Here is a 25,042-nt window from a genome sequence, read left to right as displayed (position 1 = left end):
GTTTCTGACGGTCGAGGAGGATCACTCGGTCGGTGTGCAGGGAGGCGGGCCCGCCTTGTTCCTGGTGACGAGTCTTCCGGCCGGCCGCGGCGCGCGGAAGGCGGATCGGGTGAGAGCAACCGCTCCGGAGCGCTTGGTGTCACGCTCCCAACCGCGTTCGGTGGCACGCACGAAGCCCCTGGCGGAGCCGGGGATCTCGGTCGAGAACCCGTCCCACCAGGGGCTTCTTCGTACGCTGAGCAGCGCGGCCGGAGCTAGCAGATGCGCGGCAGCTGCTCCCCGAGCGGGAGGTCGACGACGCGGGTGCCGCCGAGGGCGGTGCGGGAGACGACCATGCCGGGGTGCGCGTCGACGGCCTCGCCGATCACCGTGGCGTGCCGTCCCAGGGGGTGGGCGCGCATGGCGTCGAGAACGGCGTCGGCGTGTTCGCGCGGGACGAAGGCGACCAGCTTGCCCTCGTTGGCCACGTAGAGCGGGTCGAGCCCGAGGATGGAGCAGGCGTTCGCGACGGCCGGCGGGACCGGGACACGGCTCTCGGTGATCACGACGCCGGTGCCCGAGGCGGCCGCGATCTCGTTGAGCGCGGCCGCCAGGCCGCCTCGGGTGGGGTCGCGCAGGACGTGCAGGTCCGGGGTGACGGCGAGCATGCTCTGCACGAGGCCGCCCAGGGCCGCGCAGTCGCTCTCGATGTCCACGCCGAATTCCAGCCCCTCGCGGACGCTCATGATCGCCACCCCGTGGAGGCCGATCTCGCCGCTGACGATGACGACGTCGCCGGGGACCACGCGCTGCGGGCGCAGGTCCACCCCGTCGGGGATGATCCCGATGCCCGCGGTGTTGATGTAGACGCCGTCCCCGTGGCCCACTTCGACCACCTTGGTGTCGCCCGTGGCCACCTCCACGCCCGCGGCCCGCGCGGCGGCGCCCAGGGCCTCGGCCACGCGCGCCACCGCGGACATCTCGACGCCCTCCTCCAGGATGAAGCCGCAGGAGAGGTAGGCCGCCCGGGCCCCGCTCATCGCCAGGTCGTTCACCGTGCCGTTGACCGCCAGGTCGCCGATGGTGCCGCCGGGGAAGAAGAGCGGCCGCACCACGTACGAGTCGGTGGAGAAGGCCAGCCGGACTCCGCCGAGGGAGAGGGCCGCGGAGTCCCCGAGCTGGGCCAGCGCCTCGCCGCCGAAGGCGGGGGCGAAGAGGTGCTGGACCAGTTCGGCGGAGAGCGCTCCGCCGCCGCCGTGGCCCATCACCACGCGGGGGTGGTCGCGCAGCGGGGCCGGACAGGTCCAGCCCGTGATGTCGAGTGCGGTGTCAGACAACGGGACTCGCCTCCAGCGGAGCGGTCGGGGCGGCGGGCACCGTCTTCAGTTCCAGCCGCCGGTAGAGGTAGTACGCGGCGCAGGCTCCCTCACTGGAGACCATGGTGGCGCCGAGCGGGCTGCGCGGGGTGCACAGCGTGCCGAAGGCCTCGCACTCGTGGGGCTTGAGCAGCCCCTGGAGGACCTCGCCACTGCGGCACGCCGCCGGTTCGCGGGTGTTGATGCCGGTCACCGAGAAGCGGTGCTCGGCGTCGAAGTCGCGGTAGCGGGCGGACAGCCGCCAGCCGCTGTCGGGGATGACGCCGATGCCGCGCCAGGCCCGGTCGGTGACCTCGAAGACGTCCTCCAGCATGGCGAGGGCCGCCGGGTTGCCCTCCGGGCGGACGGCCCGCGCGTACGCGTTGTCGACGGTGTGCTCGCCGCGTTCCAGCTGCCGCACCGCCCGCCGTACGCCCTCCAGGATGTCCAGCGGCTCGAAGCCCGTCACCACGATCGGCACGCGGTGGCGCGCGGCCAGCGCGGGGTACTCGCTGACGCCCATCACACTGCACACGTGCCCGGCGGCGAGGAAGCCCTGGACCCGGCAGCTCGGCGACTGCATGATCGCCTCGATGGCCGGGGGCACCCGGACGTGGGACACCAGCAGGCTGAAGTTGCGGATGCCCAGCTTCTTCGCCTGGTGGACCGTCATGGCGTTGGGCGGCGCGGTGGTCTCGAAGCCGATGCCGAAGAACACCACCTGCCGGTCCGGGTTCTCCTGGGCGACCCTCAGGGCGTCGAGCGGGGAGTAGACGACGCGTACGTCGCCGCCCTCGCTCCGCACCCGGAACAGGTCCCGGCCGGTCCCGGGAACCCGGAGCATGTCCCCGAACGAGCAGAAGATCACGTCGGAGCGGGAGGCGATCTCCAGCGCCTTGTCGATGACCTCCAGCGGGGTCACGCACACCGGACAGCCCGGACCGTGGATCAACTCCACCTGATCCGGCAGCAGTTGGTCGATGCCGTGCCGGATGATGGTGTGCGTCTGGCCACCGCAGACCTCCATCAGCGCCCAGGGGCGGGTCACGGTGGCGTGGATGTCGTCGAGCAGCCGGCGGGCCAGCTCCGGGTCCTGGAACTCGTCGATGTACTTCACGGCGCGACCTCCCCCTGCGGCGCGGCGACGGCCGGCCCGTCGGCGAAGGGCCAGGGGTCGCCGCCGGCTTCGGCGGCCTGCTCCCACGGATCGCCGAACTCCTCCTGGAGCATGCCGAGTTCCGCGAAGAGTTCGAGGGTCTTGCGCGCCGACTCCTCGTCGAGGCGCTGGAGGGCGAAGCCCACGTGGACGATGGCGTACTCGCCCACCCGGAGGTCCGGCAGGTACTCCAGGCATACCTCCTTCTGCACGCCGCCGAAGTCGACGGTAGCCATGCGGGTGCCGTCCTTCTCCCCGATGTCAAGCACTCTGCCGGGTACCGCCAGACACATGGGCTTCTCCTTGCTGTGGATGGTGCGCGGTGTCGGCGGCGGCCGCCACCACGAGCTGACCGAGGGACAGACCGCCGTCGTTCGGGGGGACCCGGCCGTGGCGCAGGACGGTGAAACCGCTCGCGCGCAGGGTGCGGGCGCACGCGGACGACAGCAGGGTGTTGGCGAAGACCCCGCCGGTCAGCGCGACGGTGTCCAGTCCGTGCCGCTCGCGCGCGAGGGCGCAGAGCGTGCCGACGAGGGCGCCGACGGCGGTGTGGAAGCGGGCGGCGATCAGCCCCGGGGGCGTGCCCGCGCGTACGTCGGCCACCACGGCGGCCAGTACGGGCGCGGGATCGGCGGTGACCGGACCACCGCCGGCCGGACCGGGCGGGAGGCGCAGGCCGAAGGAGTAGCCGGGGCCGGCCGCGCCCGCGCCGAGCGCCGCGCCCTCCAGCTCGATCGCGGCCTGCGCCTCGTACCCCGCCCGGTGGCAGACGCCGGCCAGGGAGGAGACGGCGTCGAAGAGCCGTCCCATGCTGGAGGTCGGGACGCAGTTCAAGCCGCGCTCCAACTGGCGTTCCAGGAGCGCGATTTCCTCCGGCGGGCAGGCGGCGGCGCAGGGCAGGTCCGGATTCCAGTCGATGCCCGCGGCGCGCAGATGGGCCAGCGCCATGCGGTACGGACGCTGCACGGCCGCGTCCCTGCCCGGGAGCGGGACGTACCCGAGGTGGGCGAAGCGGGTGTATCCGGCGTAGTCGGCGAGGAGGACCTCGCCGCCCCACACGGCCCCGTCGTCGCCGTAGCCGGTGCCGTCGAAGGCGATGCCGATGACCGGACGGCCGCCGTCCAGACCGTGCTCGGCCATGGCGGAGGCGATGTGCGCGTGGTGGTGCTGGACGCGCACGAGCGGCCGGCCGGCCGCGGCGCGCCCCGCCCAGCGGGTGGCGCGGTAGCCGGGGTGCCGGTCCGCGGCGAGGAGCCGGGGGGCGACGCCGGTGATGGACTCCAGCTGGCGCTCGGCGCGTTCGAAGGCGTACTGGGTGGCGAGGTCGTCCATGTCGCCGACGTGGGCGGACAGCCAGGCCTGGCGCCCCGCCCCGAGGCAGAAGGCGTTCTTCAGGTCCCCGCCCACGGCGAGGGTCGGGGGGACCGGCAGCGGCAGGGTCAGCGGGAGCGGGGCGTACCCGCGCGAGCGCCGCAGGGTCAGCGTCTCGCCGTCGCAGACCCGCACCACGGAGTCGTCGCAGGGCACGTGGATGGGGCGGTCGTGCGTGAGCCAGGCGTCCGCGAGGCCGGCGAGCCGGTCCAGGGCCTCGTCGTCGTCGGTGACGATGGGCTCGCCGGCGAGGTTCCCGCTGGTCATGACGAGCAGGCGGGGGCCCGGCGGGTCGCCGGGCAGGCCGAGCAGCAGGTGGTGGACCGGGGTGTACGGGAGCATCACGCCGAGGTCGGGACAGCGCGGGGCGGCCCCGTCAGCCAGGGCGCCCAGGGCGCCCGGACCCGCCGCGCCGCCGTCGCGCCGGCGCAGCAGCACGATGGGCCGTACGCCTCCCGCCAGCAGCGTGCGCTCCTCGGGGCCGATGTGCGCGAACCGCTCGGCGTCGGAGAGGTCCCGGGCCATCAGGGCGAAGGGCTTGTCACCGCGGTTCTTGCGGCGGCGCAGTTCGGCCACGGCTCCCGGGTGGGTGGCGTCGCAGGCCAGGTGGTAGCCGCCCAGGCCCTTCACGGCGAGGATCGCCCCGGCCGCCAGGAGCCGGCGCGCCTCGGCGACCGGATCGACGCCCGGGGTCTCGCGGGGCGGCTGCCCGGTGAGCAGCCTCAGCCGGGGGCCGCAGGCCGGGCAGGCGACCGGCTGGGCGTGGAAACGGCGGTCGGCGGGGTCGCCGTACTCGCGGGCGCAGTCGGCGCACATCGGGAAGCGGGCCATGGTGGTGTGGGCGCGGTCGTACGGCAGCCCGGTGACGATGGTGAACCGCGGCCCGCAGTGGGTGCAGGTGATGAAGGGGTGCCGGTGGCGGCGGTCGGCCGGGTCCGCCAGTTCGGCGAGGCAGTCGGCGCAGGTGGCCACGTCCGGGGAGACCAGGGTGCGGGCCGGGCCGCCGGTCCGGGAGGCGATGATGGTGAATCCGGCGCCGCCCGAGACCGGGACCTCGCAGTGGTCGACGGCGTCCACGACGGCCAGCGGGGGCGCGTCCGCGGCGAGCCGCTCACAGAAGCGGAGGACGTCGGCCGGGGCGCCCTCGACCTCCGCGACGACGCCCTCGGGGGTGTTGGTGACGTGCCCGGCGAGGCCGAGTCCGGTCGCGCGGGTGTAGACGTAGGGCCGGAAGCCGACGCCCTGGACCACGCCGCGGACGGTGACCCGGCGGCGCTGCACGGCCTCCATCAGCGGGTCTGTGCGGCGGAAGGCACGTGCGGGTGGTCGTGATCGTGGTCGTGGTCGTGGTCGTGATCGTGATCGTGGTCGTGGTCGTCCCCGTGCCCGTGGACGTGCACATGGCCGTCCCCGTGGTGGTGGCCGTGACCGTCCCCGTGGTCGTGGCCGTGCGACTGCGGCAGGCCCGCCATGACCGGGGTGTGCGTCCCTGCGCCCTCCCCCGCCGCCAGCGCCCGGTCGAGGAGCAGGCCGAGCCCCTCACCCGCGCGGGCCGAGGTGAGGACCACCTCCACACCGGGGTTGACCTGCTCGACGTGGGCGCGGAAGGCGGCCTCGTCGAATGCGACGGCCCGCGCGATGTCGGTCTTGGTGACCACCACCAGCTGGGCCAGTCCGAAGGCCGTCGGGTACTTCAGCGGCTTGTCCTCGCCCTCCGTCACCGACGCCAGGACCACGCGCAGCGACTCCCCCAGGTCGTAGGAGGCCGGGCAGACGAGGTTGCCCACGTTCTCCACGAAGAGCAGCCGGGTGTCCTCGGGCAGCCAGCCGTCCAGGTGCCGGCCGAGCATCCCGGCCTCCAGGTGGCACAGCCCGTCGGTGAGCACCTGCTTGACCGGTACGCCCGAACGGGCCAGCCGCTGGGCGTCGTTCTCGGTGGCCAGGTCCGCCGTCAGCGCGGCCACGGCCACGCCCCGCTCACGGGCGAGGAGCAGTTCGCGCTCCAGCAGCGCCGTCTTCCCGCTGCCGGGGCTGGAGAGCAGGTTGACCACCGTCGTTCCGCGGGCGGTGAGTTCGGCGCGCAGGACCTGGGCCGCCATGTCGTTCTTGGCGAGTACCGCCTGCCGCAGATCGACCACTCGGCACATGGTTCAGGCCTCCTCGGGAATCGGTTCGCGGGTACGGGCACCGGCGGGGCCGTCCTCCCAGCACACGCTGAGGATCTCCAGCTCACGGCCGGACAGCAGTTCCACGTCGGTGGCCCTGCCGCATCCGGGGCAGCACAGTTCGGGGGGCATCCCCACGGCCCAGGTGCCGGGGCAGGAGGCGCAGCGGGCGTGGCCCGGCACGGATTCGGTGACGAGCGACGCGCCGTCGAGGACCGTTCCGGCGCAGGCCAGTTCGAAACAGAAGGCCAGCGCGTCGGGCACCACGCCCGCCAGCTCGCCGACCCGCAGCCGTACGGAGCTGACGGCGCGCGCGCCGCCCGCCCGGGCCGCCTCTTCCACCTGGCCCACTACGGCCATGGCGATGGACATCTCGTGCATGGGACTCCGTCCTGCCGGGGCTCATTACACCGGCGGGACGGGGTCGTCACGGTCGGGCACGCCGGTGCGCGGCGCGCCCCGTACGCCATTCGGGCGCGGCAGGGACAGCGGCGTCACATCCTGCGCATGCGCAGGTAGCGCCTGAGGTCGGGGAGGAACACGACCAGGACAGCGGCGAGGGCGGCGGCCGCGGCCCCGCCGATGACGGCGTTCTTCATGGGGTTCTCCTCAGTTCGCGGCGGGGGCCGCCGGCTTCGTCGGGGGCCGGGGTGCGGATCAGGTCGAGGGCCATGCGTACGGCTTCCGGCACGGCGGCGGTCACGGCGGCGCTGAGCCCGATGCCCTCGTCGAGGCAGGCCGGTTCGCAGCCGAGGACCAGCGTGCGCCGTGGTGGGGTGGTGCCGGTCCCGGCGCACAGGGTGCCGAGCAGCGCCAGGACGGCGTCGGGGGACATGTGGTGGCCGTCGAGGACGGGGGCGCCGGGCGCCGTGCCCACGGGGCCGGCGCTGCCCGGCTCCCCGCTCCCGTCGGCCTCGATGAGGTAGAGCGTGCCCGGCTCGCCACCGCGTGCGGTGGCGTCGACCAGCAGGAGCGTGTCGTAGCCGTCGAGGAGCTGGTAGGCGAGGTGGACCCCGCGTACGCCGAAGTCCACCGCCTCGACCCCGTCGGGCAGCGGGTGCGCGGACAGCGCCCGTACGGTCTCGACGCCGAAGCCGTCGTCGCCGAGGAAGACGTTGCCGATGCCCGCGATCAGGACCCTGCCGCTCACGCGTCCTCCAGGGGGGTGACCTCGTCGGGCTGGAAGTAGAGGAACCTGCCCTGCTCGCGGCGGATGTCCGCGCCCGGGTCCTCCTCCACGGTGACGGCGAGGTGGACCCCGCCGTCGACGTCGTGCAGGACCGCCTCGACCAGCGCGGCACGGCCCTGGAGGAACAGGTCCTGGGCGTCGGTGCGGCGCAGTCCGGGGCGGAGCAGGACCCGGCTGCCGGGACCGACGCAGACGCCGGCGATCGTGATCCGGTCACGGGCCGGGTCCGCGGTCTCCGCCCGGGCCGGGTCCCACCAGGGGGTGTCCGGGCTGAACACCGTGTCCTCGGAGGGCAGTTCCGTCAGCAGGGGCGGCTGGTCCGGGCCGGTGATCTCCCGCAGGGCGCGCACCGCGCCGTGCAGGCGGTCCAGCACCTCGGGAGGCATGGAGTCGGCGAGGTCGATCACGGCGGCCGCCCGGGCGTCCGTACCGCGTGCCTCGCGCTTCTCCCGGTCGGTCAGGGCCGCCGTGCGCAGGGCGAGGATCTCGTCGATCTCGGTGGCGTCGTACATCGCGCCCGCGCTCTCGGGGGCGATGGCCGCGTGGTCCTCCAGGATGATCGGGGAGGAGAGGACCACGTCGGCGCGGCCGGGTTCGCCCGCGAGCACCGGCCAGGTGTGGCGGTTGACGCACGCCGCCGCCGCCTCCCGGGCCCACTCGGGCGGGTCGGTCATCGACAGGAAGGAGCCGGAGTCGAGGCCGAGCAGGAGGTGGGCGGCGACCAGCGAGTACGGCAGGGCGGCCTCCCGGTCGGCGGAGCCGTTCCCCGACCCGGCCGGCGGGGCCCACGGGCTGGTGTTCTCCACCACCGCCCGGAGCCTGAACACCCGGTAGGCGCCGTCGAGTTCGGTGACCCGGAGCCGGAGGACGCCCTCGGCCTCCTCGGTGCGCCGCACCAGGCGGCCCACCGTCCGCCCGTCGGCGTCGAGGACGGTCTCGGTCTCGTCGCGGGCGGGGCGGCGGAAGGGAACGGTCACCTCCCCGGCCGCCAGCTCGGCGACGGGGACGGACAGTTCGGCCCGTTCCTCCACGCCCTCGTCCCAGGGGACCAGCACGCGGTCGTCCAGGTGCAGCTCGGCCACCTCGGCGAAACGGCCGCCGTCGAGGGCCTGTTGCACCGTACGGCGCTGCGCCCGCAGGAACCGCAGCTCCAGGGAGAGCGTCGCCTCACCCCGCGGCTCCATCAGGATCTCGGTCTGCTGGAAGGCGTGCTCGTCGTGCGCGCGGCCCCACGCCGGGGGGACGAGCACGCCGAACTGCCAGCGCAGCCGGTTCTTGGCCGCCGAGGCCCGGTACGGGTAGAGCACGTACCCCTCGAGGAGGACGGCGTCGGCCACCTGCCGGGCGACGGCGAAGCGGGACTCGGCGGTGGTGGTGATCGTCGTGGTCGGGGAACCGGTCACGGGGCGGTCCTCCCGGTGCGGCGGGGCAGGACCGCACCCGGCCGGGGCGCCCCCGGCGGGGGCGGCTGCGGCGGTGGGGCGGCCGCGTCCAGCAGGGCCCGTACGGTCGCCTCCCACGAGGCGAGCGCGTTGCGGGAGCGGAAGGCGAGCAGCTCGTCCATGGTGTCGCGGGGCAGCCGGAGCCAGCCGCAGCCGGGGAAGTGCTGCTCGACCATCTCGCGCCACACGGCCACGGGCATCCGGTACGCGGCTTCGCGGTCCCAGGGCACCGGCTCGACCCGGAAGCCGCCGTCACCGGTGAAGGCGGTGCCGGAGAACAGCATCAGCAGGGGTACCTCCCCGTCCGCCAGGGCTTCGAAGTAGCGGGTCGCGGCGATGTCCATGTCGTAGGTGCACGGCACGACCAGGTCGGTCTCGGTCTCCCCGGTGAAGCTCGGGACCATGGCCTGGACCTGCGCGAACTGCACGGGCTTGAGCGTGGTCCCCCATCGGGAGCGCTCCCCGAACAGGTCCGCCAGCCCTTCGGCCTCGGCGGGGCCGTAGCCGCGCCGGGCCGGTTCGATGCGGATCTGGCAGCGCAGGGCGAGGGCGTGGACGCGGGCTCCCCCGGCGGCGGTGACGCGCAGCCGGAAGACGAGGGTGGGGCCGGCGGCGTAGGGGTCGGCCCGCACCCCGGTGCAGGTGAAGCCGAGCTCCGTCATCCCCGCCGTCCCCGCCGTCTCCGTCGTTCCCGTGGTCATCGGCGTCACCGGCGTCGAAGGCATCGCTGTCATCGGACCCCTTCCTCCGCCAGAACCCTGGCCCGGCGCTCCACCTGCGCGAAGAACTCCCGCAGCGCGGCCCGGGCCTCCGCCCCGCCGTCGAAGCCCTGCCACAGCATCCGCATCCGCCCCACCAGCTCGTAGCAGATGTCGATGGGCACCAGGTAGCACTCGGTGCGGCCCTCCGAGCGGCGCAGCAGCAGCGCCTCCACGTCCGGTTCGAGCAGCTCGGCGAGCCGGCCCGCGCCCAGGACGGTCTGCCAGGTCTCCGGGGCGAGTTCGCTCTCGGTGGCTCCGGCCGGGCTCGGGTAGAGGGCGACGAGCCGGTCGAGGGCGGCGTTGCGGAAGAAGAACGCGACGCCGACCGGGATCTGGAGGAGTTCCCACGCGCCGTCGTCGAGCCGGTGGCCCGGGTCGGTGAGGTAGCGCACGGGGACGGCCCGCAGCCCCCCCGTGGCCACGCCCGGCCGGTCGAACAGCAGGGCGCAGGGGGTGCAGGCGCAGAGCAGCGTCCGCTTCTCGGTCTCCACCAGGTGGCGGTGGGACTCCCCGGGCACGATCACCCCGCACAGTTCGCAGGTCTCGGGCCGCGGCGGGCGCGGGCCCGCGAACCGGCGCAGCCCGCGCGGGGCGCGCGGGCCGTCCGTACGGATTCCGGGCCCGGTCACGACACCCGCGCCGGGCTGGGGGGCCGGGTGCCGATCTGGAGGAGGGCGGGCGGCGGGGCCGCGGCGGGCTCCATCTCCACGCTCGTCACCTCGGGCGCGAAACAGGCGAGGGTGTCCTCCAGGGTCCGCCGGGCGGCGTCCTGATCGCCGCTGCCGCAGCCGCAGCCGCCGGAGGCGGCCCCGGGGCGCAGCCGCAGGACGCCGGTGCCCTCGTCGAAGCCGACCAGCTCCACCGGGTCGGCCACGGAGTCCAGGGCGCGGGCGATCCGGGTGCGCGCGTCCTCGGGATGCAGGCCGTGCAGGGAGAGCAGGCTCGCCACGAGTTCGTCGTCGAGCACCGCGTCGAGCGGGCCCTTGCCCAGTCCCTCGACGATCCGGGCGAGCCCGGCGCCGTAGAAGTCCATGAGGACCCGCACCAGTTCCTCGGCGGCCGCGCAGGCCGCCCGGTCGCCCGTGGCGGCGATCCGGTCGAGCACCTCCTCGACCCTGCGCCCCGCCTGGGCGGCGTCGAGCACCGCGCTCATCCGCCCAGTCCGCTCAGGCCGGTGGGCACGTGCATGGTCTTCACGGTCTTGCCGCCGCCGACGTACATGTGGACGCCGCAGGGCAGGCAGGGGTCGAAGCTGCGCACCGTGCGCATGATGTCGATGCCCTTGAAGTTCTCCGGGGTGTTCTCCTCGAAGATCGGGGTGTTCTGCACGGCGTCCTCGTACGGTCCCGGTGTGCCGTAGCTGTCGCGGACGCTGGCGTTCCAGGGCGTCGGCGGGTACGGGTGGTAGTTGGCGATCTTCCCGTCGCGGATCACCATGTGGTGCGACAGGACGCCCCGGACGGCCTCGGTGAAGCCGACGCCGAGACCCTCGTCCGGGACCTCGAACTTCTCCCAGGTCTGCGTGCGTCCCGCACGGACCTCGGCGAGGCCCTTCTCGGCGCAGTGCAGGGCGATGGCGGCCGCGTACGCCTGGAAGTAGGTGCGGGCGCGGTTGCGCTCCAGCGCGTTGCTCCACTTCGGGATCTTCCACTCGAAGCGGGTCTCGGGCTTGGTCATCGTGCGGGGCAGGGTGATGACGACGCTGTGCCCGGTGGCCTGGACGTAGTCGGTGTGGACCAGCCCCGACAGGGCGGTGGACCACAGGCGGGCGATGGGGCCGCCGCCGGTGTCGAGCGCGAGGTGGTCCTTGCCGTCGAACCAGCGGGGCGACATCACCCAGCTGTACTTGTCGTCGAAGTTCCGCTTCTGCGGGGCGGGGATGGTGTGCTGGTTCCACGGGTGGCGGGGGTCGACCGGGTTGCCGAGCGGGTCGTGGGTGACGAACTGCTCCTGGCCCTGCCAGTCGTCGTAGTACGAGCTGCCGAGCAGGATGCGGATGCCGAGGTTGATCTCGGTGAGGTCGTTGGTGACCAGTTTGCCGTCGACGATCACGCCCGGGGTGACGAACATCTTCCGTCCCCAGTCGGTCATGTTGGCGTACGTGAAGTCGCAGTACTCGGGGTCGTTGAGGGCGCCCCAGCAGCCGAGCAGGACGCGCCGGCGGCCGACCTCCTCGTACCCGGGCAGGGCCTCGTAGAAGAAGTCGAAGAGGTCGTCGTGGAGGGGGACGACCTTCTTCATGAACTCGCAGTACCGCATGAGGCGGCTCATGTAGTCCGTGAACAGCTGGACGGAGGCGATGGTGCCGACGCCGCCCGGGTAGAGCGTGGAGGGGTGCACGTGGCGCCCCTCCATCAGGCAGAACATCTCGCGCGTGTAGCGGCTGACCTGGAGGGCCTCGCGGTAGAACTCGCCCTCGATGGGGTTGAGGGAGCGCATGATGTCGGCGATGGTCTTGTAGCCGTGCTCCCCGGCGTGCGGGGACGGCGTGCGCTCGGCGAGCTCCAGCACACCGGGGTTGGTCTCGCGGACCATCTTCTCGCAGTAGTCGACCCCGACCAGGTTCTCCTGGAAGATGTTGTGGTCGAACATGTACTCCGCCGACTCGCCGAGGTTGATGATCCACTCGGCGAGGTGGGGCGGCTTCACCCCGTAGGCCATGTTCTGGGCGTACACGGAACAGGTGGCGTGGTTGTCACCGCAGATCCCGCAGATGCGGCTGGTGATGAAGTGCGCGTCGCGCGGGTCCTTGCCCCGCATGAAGACGCTGTAGCCGCGGAAGACCGACGAGGTGCTGTAGCACTCCGCGACGCGCTTCTGCTTGAAGTCGATCTTCGTGTGGATGCCGAGACTGCCCACGATCCGGGTGATCGGATCCCAGGCCATCTCCACCAGGCCGCTGCCGTCGCCGGCCGCCTTCGTGTTCGCTGCCATCGTGTCTGCCGTGACCCTTCTTCGGTGCGGGGAGCGGGAGTTGCTGCGCGTGCGCTGCGGAGGGGAGGAGCGGGCCGTCACCAGGGCGGGCGGTAGCCCGTGGTCAGGCTGCGGCCGCCGTGCCTCCACTTCGGTTCCTCGTCCACGGTGTGGGCGGTGACCGACCGGAGCTTGCGGACCAGGGCCCCGTACGCGCCGCTGGCCTTCGTGGAGACCTTGGCGCCGGGGGGTTCGTCCATGAACGGCATGAACTTGTCGGGGAAGCCGGGCATCGTGCAGGCGATGCAGATGCCGCCGACGTTCGGGCAGCCGCCGATGCCGTTCATCCAGCCGCGCTTGGGGACGTTGCACTTGACGACGGGACCCCAGCAGCCGAGCTTGACCAGACAGCGCGGGGAGTCGTAGGTCTCGGCGAACTGGCCCTGCTCGTAGTAGCCGGCGCGGTCGCAGCCCTCGTGGACGGTGGCCCCGAAGAGCCAGGTCGGGCGGAGCTTGTCGTCGAGGGGGATCATCGGGGCCGAGCCGGCCGCCTGGTAGAGCAGGTAGGTCAGGGTCTCCGAGAAGTTGTCCGGCTGGATCGGGCAGCCCGGCACGCACACGATCGGGATGCCGGCCTTCGAGGTCCAGTCCCAGCCCAGGTAGTCGGGCACGCCCATGGCGCCCGTCGGGTTGCCCTCCATCGCGTGGATGCCGCCGTACGTGGCGCAGGTGCCGATGGCCACGACCGCGAGGGCCTTGGGGGCAAGGCGGTCGATCCATTCGCTGGTGGTGATGGGCTGACCGGTCTCCGGGTCGTCGCCGAAGCCGCACCAGTAGCCCTCGGGCTTGATCTTCTCGTTGGGGATCGACCCCTCGACGACCAGGACGAAGGGATCGATCTCGCCCCGCTCGCCCTTGAAGAACCACTCGATGAACGTGTCGGCGCCGCCGACCGGTCCGCATTCGAAGTCGATCAGCGGCCAGTGCACGGCGATCTTGGGCAGACCGGGCAGCACGCCGGTCACGATCTCCTCGATGCTCGGCTGCATCGCGGCCGTCAAGGACACCGAGTCGCCGTCGCAGCTCAGTCCCGCGTTGATCCAGAGGATGTGGATCGGGGGGTCTTCGACCGGGTCCTTCGTCACTGCGGCCATGGGATGCCTCCTCGGGGAGGGGGTCGGGAAGGGGGGTGCGGAGAGGCGGCCTGTCTCGTCCTCACCCTTCTTGCTAACAGCAGGTGGGTCCGGGCGCCGCGTCTGGTACGGCCAGTCCAGTGACGGGCGGGGTGGCGACCGCGCGCTCCTTGCGCACGAAGGCGCGCCGCAGGGCGTGGTACGGGGCGTCCGGGTCGAAGAAGGTGCGGCGCATGCGGGCCAGCTCGGCCTCGCGGTAGGCGGCCAGCGGCCGCTCCGCCTCGTCGCGCTCGCGCGCCGCCTTCTTGGCGGCGATCCGGGCCGTGGTGGCGGGCAGGGCGGCGAGGCGGGCCGCGAGGCGCTGCGTCTCGCCGGCGAACTCCTCGGGCGCGCAGGGCACCGTACGGTCGACCAGGCCCAGCCGGTGGGCGGCGGCGGCGCTCAGCGGCTGGGCCTCGGCGGTGAGGCGCTCGGCGACGGCCGGGCCGACGCGGCGGGGCAGGGTGTACGTCCAGTACTCGGAGCCGTACAGCCCCATCAGGCGGTAGTGCGGGTTCAGGACGACGCCCGAGCGGCACCAGACCTCGTCGGCCGCGAGGGCGAGCACGGCCCCTCCGGCGGCGGCGTTGCCGCCCAGCGCGCCGACCACCAGGCGGTCGGTGGTGGTCAGGACCGCCTCGACGAGGTCGTCCATGGCGTTGATGTTGGCCCAGGACTCCTCCGCCGGGTCGGCGGCGGCCTCGATGACGCCCAGGTGGATGCCGTTGGAGAAGAAGTCGCGACCGCCGCCCAGGACCAGCACGGAGGTGGGGCGGGTGCAGGCGGTCCGGTACGCGTCCAGCAGGCGGCGGCAGTGCGCGGTACTCATCGCCCCGCCGGGGAAGGAGAAGGTCAGGAAGCCGGCCTGGCCCTCCTCGTGGTAGCCGATGTCGGACCAGGCGCGGCGGTGGGGGCCGGCGTGCGGGGGCGCGGGCACCTCGGGAAGCGGGGGCAGCCGGTCCGCGAGGGCCACGGTCGCGGGCAGTTTGGGCTCGGCCGGCCGGCCGGGCCGGCGGCGGGCGCGCAGTTCGGGGATCCAGACGGCGCCGTCGGCGGTGGCCCGGCAGACCGCGCCGGCGCGGGTGGCCAGCAGTTCGCCGGGCCGACCGCGCAAGTGGTCCTCGCGGTGCCCTCCGTGCAGGAACCACTCGCCGCCGAGCAGGTCGTCCCGTACACCGGGCTGCGAGTCGGCGGCGCGCAGCGCGCGCAGGACCTGCTCGGTGCCGTCCGCTTCCCAGTCGATCCGGCGTTCCTCCTGGCGCAGCAGGGGCCGGGCCCGGCCGCCGGTCTGCGGCCGCGGGACGTAGGTGCCGGAGGCGAAGCGTTCCACCGCGAGGAGGACCGCCTCCAGGGCCGCGTCGGCGATCTCGCCGCGGTAGAGGTCGCTCTTGCCGACGGGCGGCACCGGGCAGTCGACGCTCGCCCAGACGTCGCCGGCGTCCATCTCGGCGTTGGCCTGCAGGACCGTGACCCCCCATCGGGTCTCCCGGTCCTGGATCGCGCGGTCGAGGGAGGAGGGACCGCGGTCGCCGACCGGTCCCGGGTGGACGATCAGGCAGGTGTGGGCGGACCACACCTCCTCGGGGAGGGCTGTCCGCAGCATCGGGGCGATGACGAGGTCGGGCCGGTGCCCGCGCACGGCTTCGGCCAGGGAGGCGCCGGGCAGGGCGAGTTCGACCGCGACGCGGTGGCCGTGGTCGCGCAGCTCGGCGTGGACTCGCTGCGTGAGGCTGTTGAACGCGCTCGCGACGAGCAGGACGTACACGTGATCTCCCAGCGGCGGCCCGGAGCCGCGGTACGGCGGTGCCCGGCCCGAGCGGCCGTGCGTGCCGCCTGAGATGGTCGAGGACTCCGGAGCGCCGGTGGCCGAGGCTGCGCGGCGATGTCACTCGAAAGCGCCCCGTACGACGGCCGCTCGGCCGATCGCCTCGCCGGCCGGGCCGCGGCAGACCCGGAGCCCGCGGCGCCGCTGCCGGGGCTCCGCCCCGCCCCCCGCCGAGCTCCGCCCGGACCCTCCCCCAGACTTCGTCCGGGGGGACCCCACTCAAACGCCGGAGGGGCTGGAGTGGTGCGGCAAGGCCGAACGGTGCGGCCCAAAGACCGGGGCTCCGCCCCGAACCCCGCGCCTCAAACGCCGGCGAGGCTGAATTTGATGCGGCGAGGCTGAAGGAATGGGGGTAGCAGCCGGGGCCGGTTGGGACGGGGTCGGGTGTGTGCCGGGGTGATCCCCGCAGGGCGTCGAACGCAAGGTGCCCAGACGCTCCGACTCCTCGTCACGTTCGGCGCCCGAGGAGACACCCCGGCGCGCGCCCGACCCCGGCACAACCGGCCCCCTCCGATCCGGACCCGGCGCAGCCAGCCCCCCGTACCCCGCCCGAGCGGCGCAGCCAACCGGCGCCCGACCCCGGCACAAACGGCCCCCGTACCACCCGGCTCCGGCGCAGCCAGCCCCGTACCCCGCCCAAGCGGCGCAGCCAACAGGCGGCGCAGCCAACCGCCCGGCCCCGGCCGACCCCCCTGCCGAACCGCCGGAGGCTACCGGCGGTCCTCGATGCCGATCGCCTCCCGCAGGTCCCTGTGCGCCTGGCCCGTATTGCCCTCCTGCTGCTCCAGCAGGGCGGCGGCGATGGCGTCGAGCTTGAGCTGGATCGCGTGTTCGGCCCGGCGCTCGGAGTTCTTGAGCAGGGCCAGGAGCAGCAGGGCGACCGCGCCCATCGCGTCGCCCACCAGGTGCTGCCAGCTCTCGCCCAAGCCCGCGAAGTGGACCACCAGGAAGGCGGCCACCAGCAGGACGCAGAGGAAGGAGAAGAGGGGGGAGCTGGTGAAGTTGGACGCCAGCTCCGCGAGCTTCGCGAAGCGGGTGCGCCGCCCGGACCCGCCCTGCTCCGCCGGATGCTCCAGGGTCATGCCCCGCGCCTGCCCACACGCGGCCCCTCGAACCTCCCGGAGGCCACCGTTTGTGAAGATATCGCGCCAGACTGGCGAGATATCTTCCCCACAAGCGGTCGTTTTCGCTCAGTAACTGTCATCTGCGGTCACCGGGCGCGGATGTCGTCCTCCCCGCTCGGAGCCACAACGGCGTGCGGAACCTATCCTTCGAGGCCTTTTGAAGATGGCCGAAAACAATGGCCCGCCATGGATTCACAGACATCATCCGGCCATTCAATGCGAGTTGACCGGGTAGCGCGGGCCGACCTAAGGTTTGGACCAGTACTGCCCAGTACCCCATATCCGGCTTGACTTCTTCTCTGCTGTACTCCGCCCGAGCGGATCGAAGAACGGGTATTTCGCGCCGACCGCACTCATGGAGTCGCGGGTCGCTTTCGCCATTTGCCCGCCGGCCCGCACCCGGTGCGAGCATCAACTTCCGGCACTGATTGAGGCTGAGAATGCTTGACGAATCATTATCGCCGTTGCCCGCTGCCCTGGACGACATCCCCTACGCCACCGTCGTCGACGCCCTGCACGCCCACGCCGCCCGTATTCCAGAGGACGCGCTGTTCACCTTCCTTCCCGACGGCGAGGAGGCGGAACCCTCCCTCACCTTCGCGACGCTCGACGCCAGGGCGCGCGCCGTCGCCGCGGACCTGCGCGCGCAGGTGGAGCCGGGCTCCCGGGCGCTCCTGCTGTTCACTCCCGGCCAGGACTTCGTCGTCGCCTTCTTCGGATGCCTGTACGCGGGCGTGGTCGCGGTGCCCGCCTACCTCCCGCACCCCGCGCAGCGCGCCCGTGGACTGCTGCGGCTGGCCGGCATCGCCGAGGACGCCCAGCCCGCCGCCGTGCTGACCACCGCGGACATCCAGGCGGTCATCGAGACGACGGCACGCACCATTCCGGAAATCCGGGGAACGGCCTGGCTGGCGGTCGACACGATTCCCGAGGAAAACGGAGCGGAATGGTCCGCCGCGGCCCCGGATCCGGATTCGCTCGCATTCCTGCAGTACACCTCGGGTTCCACCGGGCAGCCGAAGGGGGTGATGGTCACCCACCGCAACCTGGCCCACAACATCGACCTCATCCGCACGTCGCTCGGGATGGACACGTCCACGGTCGTGGTCGGCTGGCTGCCGCCCTATCACGACATGGGGCTCATCTCCATGATCATCCTGCCGGTGATGCTGGGGATCCATTCCGTTCTGATGCCCACCGTGGCGTTCCTGCAGAGCCCGGTGCGCTGGCTGCGCGCGATATCGACGTACCGGGGGACGCTTTCGGCGGCCCCCAATTTCGCGTTCGACCTGTGTACGCGAAAAGTGACCGACGAGGACCGTGCGTCGCTGGACCTCTCCTCCTGGGCCGTCGCGACGAACGGCGCCGAGCCGGTGCGCGCGGACTCGATGATCCGGTTCGCCGAGGCCTTCGCCTCCACGGGCTTCCGTCCGGAATCCATCGTGCCGGTGTACGGGCTCGCCGAGAGCACACTGCTGGTGAGCGGTGCGCCGCTCGCACGGCCGTGGACGTTCCGCTCCTTCGACGAGAACGAGCTGGAGCGCGGTTTCGCGGAGATCGTGCCGCAGGACGACCCGCACGCGCGCGTGCTCGTCAGCTGCGGCGTCAGCCGGACCCTGGACGTGGCCGTCGTCGACCCGGAGAAGCACATCCGCTGCCTTCCGGGACAGGTCGGTGAGATCTGGGTCGCGGGCGAGAGCGTCGCCGTCGGCTACTGGCAGCGCCCCGACCTCAGCCGCGAGGCCTTCGAGGCCACGCTGGGCGACAGCGGCGAAGGCCCGTACATGCGCACGGGGGACCTGGGCTTCCAGACGGAGGACGGCCTCTTCGTCTGCGGCCGCATCAAGGACGTCATCATCGTGGGCGGGCGCAACCACTACCCCCACGACATCGAGCGGACCGCCGAGAGCGCGCACCCCGCGATCCGCCCCGGATGCGTGGCGGCCTTCGGCGTGGAGCACGACGGGGAAGAGGCGGTGGTGGTCGCGGCCGAGCTCCGCCGGGAGGCCGCCGGCGGCACGGACGCGGCGGAGCCCGAGAGCGTGGCGAACGCCGTACGGCGCGCCGTGATGCAGGAGCACCGGCTGACCGCGCGCGACGTCGTCCTCCTGCCCGCCGGAACCCTTCCCAAGACGTCGAGCGGGAAGTTGCAGCGCAGCGAAACCCGGAAGGAGTACCTGGCCGGCCTCGATCCGTGGAACGCGAAGCGCTGACTTGCACGACAGCAGAACACAGGGGGAAGCACATGACGGACACGGAACCGGAACTGGAAACCTGGCTGCGCCGGCGCATCGCCGAGCTGGCCCACATGGGTTCGGGCGACGAGATCTCGGCCCACGAACCGCTGGCCGCGTACGGCCTGTCCTCGATCGACGCGGTCGCGCTCGCCGGTGAGATCGGCGCCCGCCTCGGCCGGAAGGTCTCGCCGACGGTCGCGTACGAACATCCCACGCTCAGGGAGATCCTGGACCACCTCCAGGGCACCCGGCCCGACCGGGCCGCCCGCAGCACACCGCGCCGCGCGTCCGCCGGACAGCGGCCCGGCGAACCGATCGCGATCATCGGCATGGGGTGCAGGTTCCCCGGGGCCGACGGCCCGGAGGCCTTCTGGGACCTCCTGGAGAACGGCGTCGACGCCATCGGGCGGATCCCCGACGGGCGGTTCTCCCGCTGGGGCCGCGGGAACAGCGGCACGGACCGCGCCGGCCTCGGCGGCTTCCTCGACCGCGTCGGCGGCCTGGACCTCGACTTCTTCGGCATCAGCGAACACGAGGCCGCCAAGATCGACCCGCAGCAGCGGCTCATGCTGGAGGTCGCCTGGGAGGCGGTCGAGGACGCGGGGATCGACCCGTACGGCCTGGCCGGTTCGCCCACGGGCGTCTTCGTCGGCATCTCCAGCTCGGACTACCGCGACGCGCTGTCGAACGCGCCGTCGGCGGACGCCTACTCCCTGCTGGGCGGGGCCTCCAGCGTCGCCGCCAACCGGCTCTCCTACGTACTGGACCTGCGCGGACCGAGCCTGACGGTCGACACGGCCTGCTCCTCGTCCCTCGTCGCCGTCCACCTCGCCTGCGACGCGATCCGGCGCGGCGAGTGCGGCGTGGCCATCGTCGGCGGGGTCAACGTGATCCTGAGCCCGGCGATCACCGAGGCCTTCGACGCCTCGGGCGTCATGGCGCCCGACGGGCGCTGCAAGGCCTTCTCCGCGCAGGCCGACGGCTACGTGCGCAGCGAGGGCGCGGGCGTCGTCGTACTGAAGCCGCTGAGCGAGGCGCTGCGCGACGGCGACCGCGTCTCGGCGGTGATCCGCGGGTCGGCGGTGACCTCCGACGGGCGGACCAACGGACTGCTGGCACCGAGCCGTCAGGCGCAGGAGGACGTCGTACGCCTCGCGCTCGCCCAGGCCGGCGTCGCACCGGCGGAGGTCGGCTACGTCGAGGCCCACGGCACGGGGACGGCCATCGGCGACCAGATCGAGGCCGCCGCGCTGGGGAACGTACTGGGCCGGGGCCGCGCGGCGGACCGGCCGTGCGCGATCGGTTCGGTGAAGACGAACGTCGGGCACCTGGAGGCGGCGGCCGGCATCGCCGGCCTGATCAAGCTGGCCCTGAGCTTCGAGCACAAGGCCCTGCCGGCCTCCCTGCACTGCGAGGAGCCGAACCCCGACATCGACTTCGGCGGACTCGGGCTGCGCGTGCAGTCCGCGCTGCGGCGCTGGGAGTCCCCCGCCGAGGTCGGCGTGGTCGGGGTGAGCTCGTTCGGCTTCGGCGGCACCAACGCGCACGCGGTCCTCGGCCCCGCCCCGGAGGCGGAGCCGGTGGCCGTCGCGGAGCACCCCGTCGGGCTGCTGGCGCTGTCCGCGGGCACCGAGACGGCCCTGCGCGCGCAGGCCGCGGACCACGCGGCGTGGGCCGGCGGGCTGAGCGGTGACGAGCTGAGCCGGGGCACGGCCGCGGCGACGCTGCTGCGGGGCCGCGGCGGGCCGCGCGGGCGCGAGTTCCGCGCCGCGTTCGCCTTCGCCGACAAGGACGAGCTCCTCGCCCGGCTGCGGGAGGAGTTCACGGCCGGGCGCCACGTGCCGGACGACGCGGGCGTCGTCTTCGTGTTCCCCGGGCAGGGCGCCCAGTGGCTGGGGATGGGCCGGGCCCTGCTCGCCGCCGAGCCCGCCTTCGACCTGGCCGTCTCGCGCTGCGAGCAGGCGTTCGCGGCCCATGTCACGTGGTCGCTGCGCGAGGTCCTGACCCAGGAGGACGCCGCCCCGCTGCTGGAGCGGATCGACGTCGTCCAGCCGGCGGTCTTCGCGATGCAGGTGGGTCTGGCGGCGGTCTTCCGGTCCTGGGGCGTCGAGCCCGCCGCGGTCATCGGCCACAGCATGGGCGAGGTCGCGGCGGCCCACGTCTCGGGTGCGCTGCGTCTGGAGGACGCGGCGCGGATCATCTGCCGCCGCAGCGCCCTGATGATGCGCCACCGGGGGCAGGGCGCCATGGCGCTGGTCTCGCTGCCCGTGTCGGACGTGCGCAAGGCTCTTGAGCCGTACGGGGAGCGCCTGTCGCTCGCCGCGCACAACGGTCCGGCCACCACGATCGTCTCCGGGGAGACCGCGGCCGTCGACGCGTTCGTCGACGCCATGGACGCCAAGGGCGTCTTCTGCCGCCGGGTGAAGGTGGACGTGGCCTCGCACTGCGCCCTGCTGGAGGACCTGCGGGAGGACCTCGTCTCGGAGCTCTCCGGGCTGTCGCCGCGTCCCGCGGGCATCGCCTTCCACTCCTCCCTCACCGGGGAGCGCTTCGACACGAACGGACTGACAGCGGAGTACTGGTGGCGCAGTCTGCGCGAGCCGGTGCTGTTCGCCGACGCCGTCCGCGGCGCCGGGACGGCCGGCCACCGCGTGTTCCTGGAACTGAGCCCGCACCCCCTGCTGTCGGTCTCGGTGACCGAGTGCCTGGAGGACGAGGACCGTCCCGTGGCCGCCGTACCGGCGATGCGGCGCATGGACGACCGGGCCCCCTACGAGTCGGTCGCCGCGCTGTTCGAGGCCGGGTGCGAGATCGACTGGCGTGCCTTCCACGGCGGCGCGCCCCGGGCCGGCACGCGGTTGCCCGCGTACCCCTGGCAGCGCCAGGAGCACTGGATCGAGCCGCCGGGCCCCCAGGCGGACGGGACGCTGGTCACCGGCTCGCTGCCGGTGATCCGCGACCACCGCGTGCAGGAGCGGGCCATCGCGCCCGCCGCGTGGATGCTCGACGCCGCGCTGAAGGAGCTCGACCCCGCCCCGGTGGGCGGGTACGGGCTCGACGACGTCCTGGTGACCAACTCGCTGGCGGTCGCCGAGGGCGAGTCCCGGCACGTACGGGTCTCCCGGCGGTTGCGCGCGGGGGACGAGCCGTACCTGTCCGTGGAGAGCCGCGCGGCGGACGAGCCGGGCGCGGCGTGGGAGGAGCACCTCTCCGCCGCGTGGTCGGCCACCGGCCCCGTGCCGCCCGCGGTCGATCTGTCCGCGATCCGGCGGCGCTGCCCCCGGCCGGTCGAGACGCAGGCCCTGTACGAGCACCTCGCGGCCTCCGGTCTGTCGTACGGGGACAGCATGCGGATGGTGACCGGGATGTGGCTGGGCGAGAAGGAGCTGCTCACCGAGCTCGCGCCGCCCTCGTCGGGGACCCTGGGCCGCCCGCTTCCCGCGGACGTCGCGGACGGGGCGATGCAGTCGATCGCCGGGCTCTCCTTCGACGCCGGGGTCAACGGGACCTTCGTCGGGTTCGGCTACCGCCGCGTCGACGTCTTCGCGCCGTGGTCCGGTCCGGCCCTGGCCCACGTACGGCTGCGGGGCGAGCTCGACGAGGACGAGGACGCGGACACCTTCGACTGTGACGTCGCGGTCCTCGACCCCGAGGGCCGGGTCCTCGCGCGGTTCACGGGGGTGTCGCTGAAGCGGATCCGCACCCGGCACTCCCTGCGGTTCTTCGCCGTGGACGAGCGGCCGCGGGCCCGGCCCGCCGAGCCGGCCGAACGCCCCCGTCACGTCGTCCTCCTGACCGGGGACGCGCAGCGGTGCGCGCCCCTGGTGGAGGAGCTGCGCGGGGGCGGCGCCGACTGCACCGTCCTGCCGCTGCCCGAAGGCGAGGACGGCCTGGCGTTCCTGGAGGCGCAGCCGGCCGCCGCGCGCCTGCTCGTCGTCGAGCCGGAGCGCGAGGCCTTCCTCGCGCTGCTGCGCTGCGCCGCGCGGACCGGGGCCGCGGCGCGCCGCGAGCTCGCGCTGGTGAGCAGCGACGTGGCGCTGCCGCCGCTGCTGCGCGCCCTCGAACAGGAGACCGTGACCTGGTCGGGGCGGGCCGTCCGGATCGAGGCGGACGAGCTGGCGACGCGCGAACTCGCCCGTGACATCGCGGCGGAACTCGCCGTACCGGCGGACGCGTTCCTCGTCCGGTACCGGCACGGGGAGCGCACGCTCCCGTCCCTGACCCCGGTGGAGCCCGGCTCCGTCCCGGCGGACCTGAGGCCCGGTGGCGTCTACTGGATCACGGGCGGCCAGGGCGGCCTGGGTTCGACGCTCGCGGTCACCCTCGCCCGCGAGGCGGGGGCCCGGGTGGTGCTCACCGGCCGACGGGCGGACGTCGACCCGCAGCTGGAGGAGGCGGTCGACGCCGCCGGCGGACGGCTGCTCTACCTCCAGGCCGACGTGACCGACGCGGCCGCCGTACGGAGCGCCCTGGACCGGACGCTGCGTCAGTTCGGGGCACTGCACGGCGTGATCCACACCGCGGGCGTCCTGGACGACGCGCTGATCGAGTCCACGCCGCCCGAGCGCATGCACGCGATCATGCGGCCGAAGGAGCTCGGCGCCCGGATCCTCATCGACGCGGTGGCCTCGGAGGACCTGGACTTCATCGTCCTGTTCTCCTCCATGGCCAGCCTGTTCGTGACCCCGGGCCAGGGTGCCTACGCGGCGGGCAACGCCACGCTCGACGCGCTGACCGGCACCGGACGCGGCCGGCGCACACCGGTGCGTACGGTCAACTGGGGCCCGTGGGCGGAGCTGGGCATGGTCGCGGACCCCAAGTACCAGCGCCAGCTGATCGAATCGGGCCTGCACCCGATGTCCCCGGACGAGGGGGCACGTGCGTTCCTGCTCGCCCTGGCCGGCTCCCACCCGCAGCTGGCGGTGCTGGACGTACGCGACGAGGTCGCGGACGGGCTGGTGGCCCGCTTCAACCGCGGCTCCGGCGGGGCCGCGGCGCCGCGGGCCCGGGCCACGGCGCGGCCGGAGGGCGCGGCGGGCTCCGCGGCCGAGTTCGTCCGCGCGGAGCTGGCCCGTGCGCTGCGCCGCTCGCCGGGCGAGATCGACACCTCGGTCCGCTTCGACCGGCTGGGGGTCGACTCGCTGCTCGCCGTCTCCATCACCCGCAGGATCGGGGCCCACTTCGGGCTCGAACTGCCGGCGACGTTCATGTTCAACCACCGGACGGTGGACGCCGTGGGGCTCCATCTGGAAGGCCTGCTCGGGACGGCGGAGTCCCAGGAGACCTCCGGGGAGGATTCCCGGGAGGCTGCGGGGCCCGAGGCGCCGGCGGCGAGCGCCCAGGAGATCACGCTGGACGAGGCGGAGCGCCACAGCACCGTCCGCGGGTACACGGTGGTCGCGACCCCGTCCGGGCTCGACATGCGGCTGCAGGACGTGCCCGTGCGCAAGCCCGCGCCGGGGGAGGTCGTCATCGACGTGCACGCGGTCGGCGTCAACTTCATCGACGTACTGGCCTCCACCGGTTTCCACCCGTTCCTCTCCAGCCCGCCGTTCGTCCCCGGGCACGAGGTGGCCGGTGTCGTGCACGCGGTGGGTGACGCGGTCGAGCACGTCCGGCCCGGCGACGCGGTCATCGCGCTCACCCCGCAGGGGGGTTACGCGGCCCGCGTGACGACGGAGGCGTACACGGTGGCTCCGCTGCCCGCCGGCGTCTCCCACACCGACGCGGTGGCCATGCTGATCAGCGGCCTCACCGCCATCGCGTGCCTGGAGCGCGAGGCGCGCGTGGACCCGGGCGACCGGGTGCTCGTCCAGGCCGCGGCCGGGGCGACGGGCACGGCGTGCGTGCAGCTGGCGCTGCACCACGGCGCGACCGTGTTCGGTACGGCGAGCACGGAGGCCAAGCTGGACCACCTGCGGGCGCTGGGCGTCCAGCACCCGATCAACTACGCGGAGGCGGACTTCGCCGACGCGGTCCGGGAGATCACGCCCGACCAGGGGCTCGACCTCATCGTCGACTCCCTCTCCGGGGACGCCGTGGGCAAGGGCCTCGCCCTGCTGCGTTCCGGGGGCCGCTTCATCGAGATCGGGGCGGCGGGAGTGCTCGACCTGGCCGTGAACGGCCGGGACCTGTTCATGAGCAGCCGCTCCTTCTGCACGGTGAACGTCGGGGCGCTGGCGCGTGATCCGTCCAGGCTCCGGCCTCTGATGGACCGCCTCGTCGAGCTGATCGACGCGGGCGTGTTCCGTCCCGCCGTGGGTGGGCTCTTCGCTCTCGAGGACGCCCCGCAGGCGATCACCCGGCTCCGCAACCGGGACAACATCGGCAAGTTCGTCATCACCGTTTCTTAG

General features: G+C 73.4%; 18 protein-coding genes. 2 read left to right on the top strand and 16 right to left on the bottom strand.

Translation table 11 applies throughout. The features are described 5' to 3' along the window. Positions 1–254: 254 nt before the first annotated feature. The 16 genes from hypE to ACZ4VT_RS07030 all read right to left on the bottom strand — a co-directional run bounded on the left by hypE (position 255) and on the right by ACZ4VT_RS07030 (position 16,410). Complete coding sequence (gene hypE, locus ACZ4VT_RS07105; RefSeq protein ID WP_467947361.1) at positions 255–1,316, bottom strand: hydrogenase expression/formation protein HypE; 1,062 nt, start codon at positions 1,314–1,316, stop codon at positions 255–257. Next, positions 1,309–2,451, bottom strand: coding sequence for a hydrogenase formation protein HypD (gene hypD, locus ACZ4VT_RS07100; RefSeq protein WP_467947360.1), 1,143 nt, complete (start codon positions 2,449–2,451; stop codon positions 1,309–1,311). The genes hypE and hypD overlap by 8 nt, the downstream gene beginning before the upstream one ends. Further along, positions 2,448–2,783, bottom strand: coding sequence for a HypC/HybG/HupF family hydrogenase formation chaperone (locus ACZ4VT_RS07095; protein ID WP_467947358.1), 336 nt, complete (start codon positions 2,781–2,783; stop codon positions 2,448–2,450). The genes hypD and ACZ4VT_RS07095 overlap by 4 nt, the downstream gene beginning before the upstream one ends. Beyond that, a complete protein-coding gene (gene hypF, locus ACZ4VT_RS07090) occupies positions 2,752–5,151 on the bottom strand; it encodes a carbamoyltransferase HypF (RefSeq protein ID WP_467947357.1) in 2,400 nt (799 codons plus the stop codon). Before hypF ends, ACZ4VT_RS07095 begins: the two co-directional genes overlap by 32 nt. After that, on the bottom strand, positions 5,151–6,008 hold the full coding sequence (gene hypB, locus ACZ4VT_RS07085; protein WP_467947355.1) for a hydrogenase nickel incorporation protein HypB: 858 nt from the start codon (positions 6,006–6,008) through the stop codon (positions 5,151–5,153). The genes hypF and hypB overlap by 1 nt, the downstream gene beginning before the upstream one ends. Positions 6,009–6,011: 3 nt before the next feature. Then, positions 6,012–6,407: a hydrogenase maturation nickel metallochaperone HypA gene (locus tag ACZ4VT_RS07080; RefSeq protein WP_467947353.1), complete on the bottom strand. Its 396-nt coding sequence runs from the start codon at positions 6,405–6,407 to the stop codon at positions 6,012–6,014. Between the two features lie 113 nt (positions 6,408–6,520). Then, positions 6,521–6,625: a DUF6893 family small protein gene (locus ACZ4VT_RS07075; protein WP_467947351.1), complete on the bottom strand. Its 105-nt coding sequence runs from the start codon at positions 6,623–6,625 to the stop codon at positions 6,521–6,523. Then, on the bottom strand, positions 6,622–7,176 hold the full coding sequence (locus tag ACZ4VT_RS07070; RefSeq protein WP_467947349.1) for a hydrogenase maturation protease: 555 nt from the start codon (positions 7,174–7,176) through the stop codon (positions 6,622–6,624). The genes ACZ4VT_RS07075 and ACZ4VT_RS07070 overlap by 4 nt, the downstream gene beginning before the upstream one ends. Then, positions 7,173–8,618 (bottom strand): hypothetical protein, encoded by a 1,446-nt coding sequence (locus tag ACZ4VT_RS07065; RefSeq protein WP_467947347.1) that lies wholly within the window; start codon positions 8,616–8,618, stop codon positions 7,173–7,175. Before ACZ4VT_RS07065 ends, ACZ4VT_RS07070 begins: the two co-directional genes overlap by 4 nt. Then, a complete protein-coding gene (locus ACZ4VT_RS07060) occupies positions 8,615–9,319 on the bottom strand; it encodes a DUF6084 family protein (protein ID WP_467947548.1) in 705 nt (234 codons plus the stop codon). Before ACZ4VT_RS07060 ends, ACZ4VT_RS07065 begins: the two co-directional genes overlap by 4 nt. A gap of 68 nt (positions 9,320–9,387) precedes the next feature. Further along, positions 9,388–10,047 (bottom strand): DUF5947 family protein, encoded by a 660-nt coding sequence (locus tag ACZ4VT_RS07055; RefSeq protein WP_467947346.1) that lies wholly within the window; start codon positions 10,045–10,047, stop codon positions 9,388–9,390. Next, a complete protein-coding gene (locus ACZ4VT_RS07050; RefSeq protein ID WP_467947344.1) occupies positions 10,044–10,571 on the bottom strand; it encodes a hypothetical protein in 528 nt (175 codons plus the stop codon). The genes ACZ4VT_RS07055 and ACZ4VT_RS07050 overlap by 4 nt, the downstream gene beginning before the upstream one ends. Then, on the bottom strand, positions 10,568–12,352 hold the full coding sequence (locus ACZ4VT_RS07045) for a nickel-dependent hydrogenase large subunit (protein ID WP_467947343.1): 1,785 nt from the start codon (positions 12,350–12,352) through the stop codon (positions 10,568–10,570). The genes ACZ4VT_RS07050 and ACZ4VT_RS07045 overlap by 4 nt, the downstream gene beginning before the upstream one ends. Positions 12,353–12,429: 77 nt before the next feature. Then, on the bottom strand, positions 12,430–13,485 hold the full coding sequence (locus ACZ4VT_RS07040; protein WP_467947341.1) for an NADH-quinone oxidoreductase subunit B family protein: 1,056 nt from the start codon (positions 13,483–13,485) through the stop codon (positions 12,430–12,432). A gap of 73 nt (positions 13,486–13,558) precedes the next feature. Further along, entirely contained in the window at positions 13,559–15,268 is a 1,710-nt protein-coding gene (locus ACZ4VT_RS07035; RefSeq protein WP_467947339.1) for a hydrogenase maturation protein, read from the bottom strand. A 770-nt stretch (positions 15,269–16,038) separates the two neighbouring features. After that, positions 16,039–16,410: a hypothetical protein gene (locus ACZ4VT_RS07030; RefSeq protein WP_467947337.1), complete on the bottom strand. Its 372-nt coding sequence runs from the start codon at positions 16,408–16,410 to the stop codon at positions 16,039–16,041. A 506-nt stretch (positions 16,411–16,916) separates the two neighbouring features. Here ACZ4VT_RS07030 and ACZ4VT_RS07025 point away from each other — a divergent pair. After that, entirely contained in the window at positions 16,917–18,665 is a 1,749-nt protein-coding gene (locus tag ACZ4VT_RS07025) for a fatty acyl-AMP ligase (protein ID WP_467947335.1), read from the top strand. Between the two features lie 32 nt (positions 18,666–18,697). After that, on the top strand, positions 18,698–25,042 hold the full coding sequence (locus ACZ4VT_RS07020) for an SDR family NAD(P)-dependent oxidoreductase (protein ID WP_467947334.1): 6,345 nt from the start codon (positions 18,698–18,700) through the stop codon (positions 25,040–25,042).

It is taken from the genome of Streptomyces sp. NPDC029164, assembly GCF_055563995.1.
The sequence above is the reverse complement of the archived record's forward strand: the minus strand, read 5'-3'. Positions and strand labels throughout refer to the sequence as shown.

What these genes read in the sequence shown, in the direction of transcription:
- ACZ4VT_RS07030 (WP_467947337.1), bottom strand. Translation starts at nt 16,410, where the DNA reads ATGACCCTGGAGCATCCGGCGGAGCAGGGCGGGTCCGGGCGGCGCACC.
- ACZ4VT_RS07020 (WP_467947334.1), top strand. Translation starts at nt 18,698, where the DNA reads ATGACGGACACGGAACCGGAACTGGAAACCTGGCTGCGCCGGCGCATC.
- ACZ4VT_RS07095 (WP_467947358.1), bottom strand. Translation starts at nt 2,783, where the DNA reads ATGTGTCTGGCGGTACCCGGCAGAGTGCTTGACATCGGGGAGAAGGAC.
- hypF (WP_467947357.1), bottom strand. Translation starts at nt 5,151, where the DNA reads ATGGAGGCCGTGCAGCGCCGCCGGGTCACCGTCCGCGGCGTGGTCCAG.
- ACZ4VT_RS07040 (WP_467947341.1), bottom strand. Translation starts at nt 13,485, where the DNA reads ATGGCCGCAGTGACGAAGGACCCGGTCGAAGACCCCCCGATCCACATC.
- ACZ4VT_RS07075 (WP_467947351.1), bottom strand. Translation starts at nt 6,625, where the DNA reads ATGAAGAACGCCGTCATCGGCGGGGCCGCGGCCGCCGCCCTCGCCGCT.
- hypB (WP_467947355.1), bottom strand. Translation starts at nt 6,008, where the DNA reads ATGTGCCGAGTGGTCGATCTGCGGCAGGCGGTACTCGCCAAGAACGAC.
- ACZ4VT_RS07080 (WP_467947353.1), bottom strand. Translation starts at nt 6,407, where the DNA reads ATGCACGAGATGTCCATCGCCATGGCCGTAGTGGGCCAGGTGGAAGAG.
- ACZ4VT_RS07050 (WP_467947344.1), bottom strand. Translation starts at nt 10,571, where the DNA reads ATGAGCGCGGTGCTCGACGCCGCCCAGGCGGGGCGCAGGGTCGAGGAG.
- ACZ4VT_RS07045 (WP_467947343.1), bottom strand. Translation starts at nt 12,352, where the DNA reads ATGGCAGCGAACACGAAGGCGGCCGGCGACGGCAGCGGCCTGGTGGAG.
- ACZ4VT_RS07060 (WP_467947548.1), bottom strand. Translation starts at nt 9,319, where the DNA reads ATGACGGAGCTCGGCTTCACCTGCACCGGGGTGCGGGCCGACCCCTAC.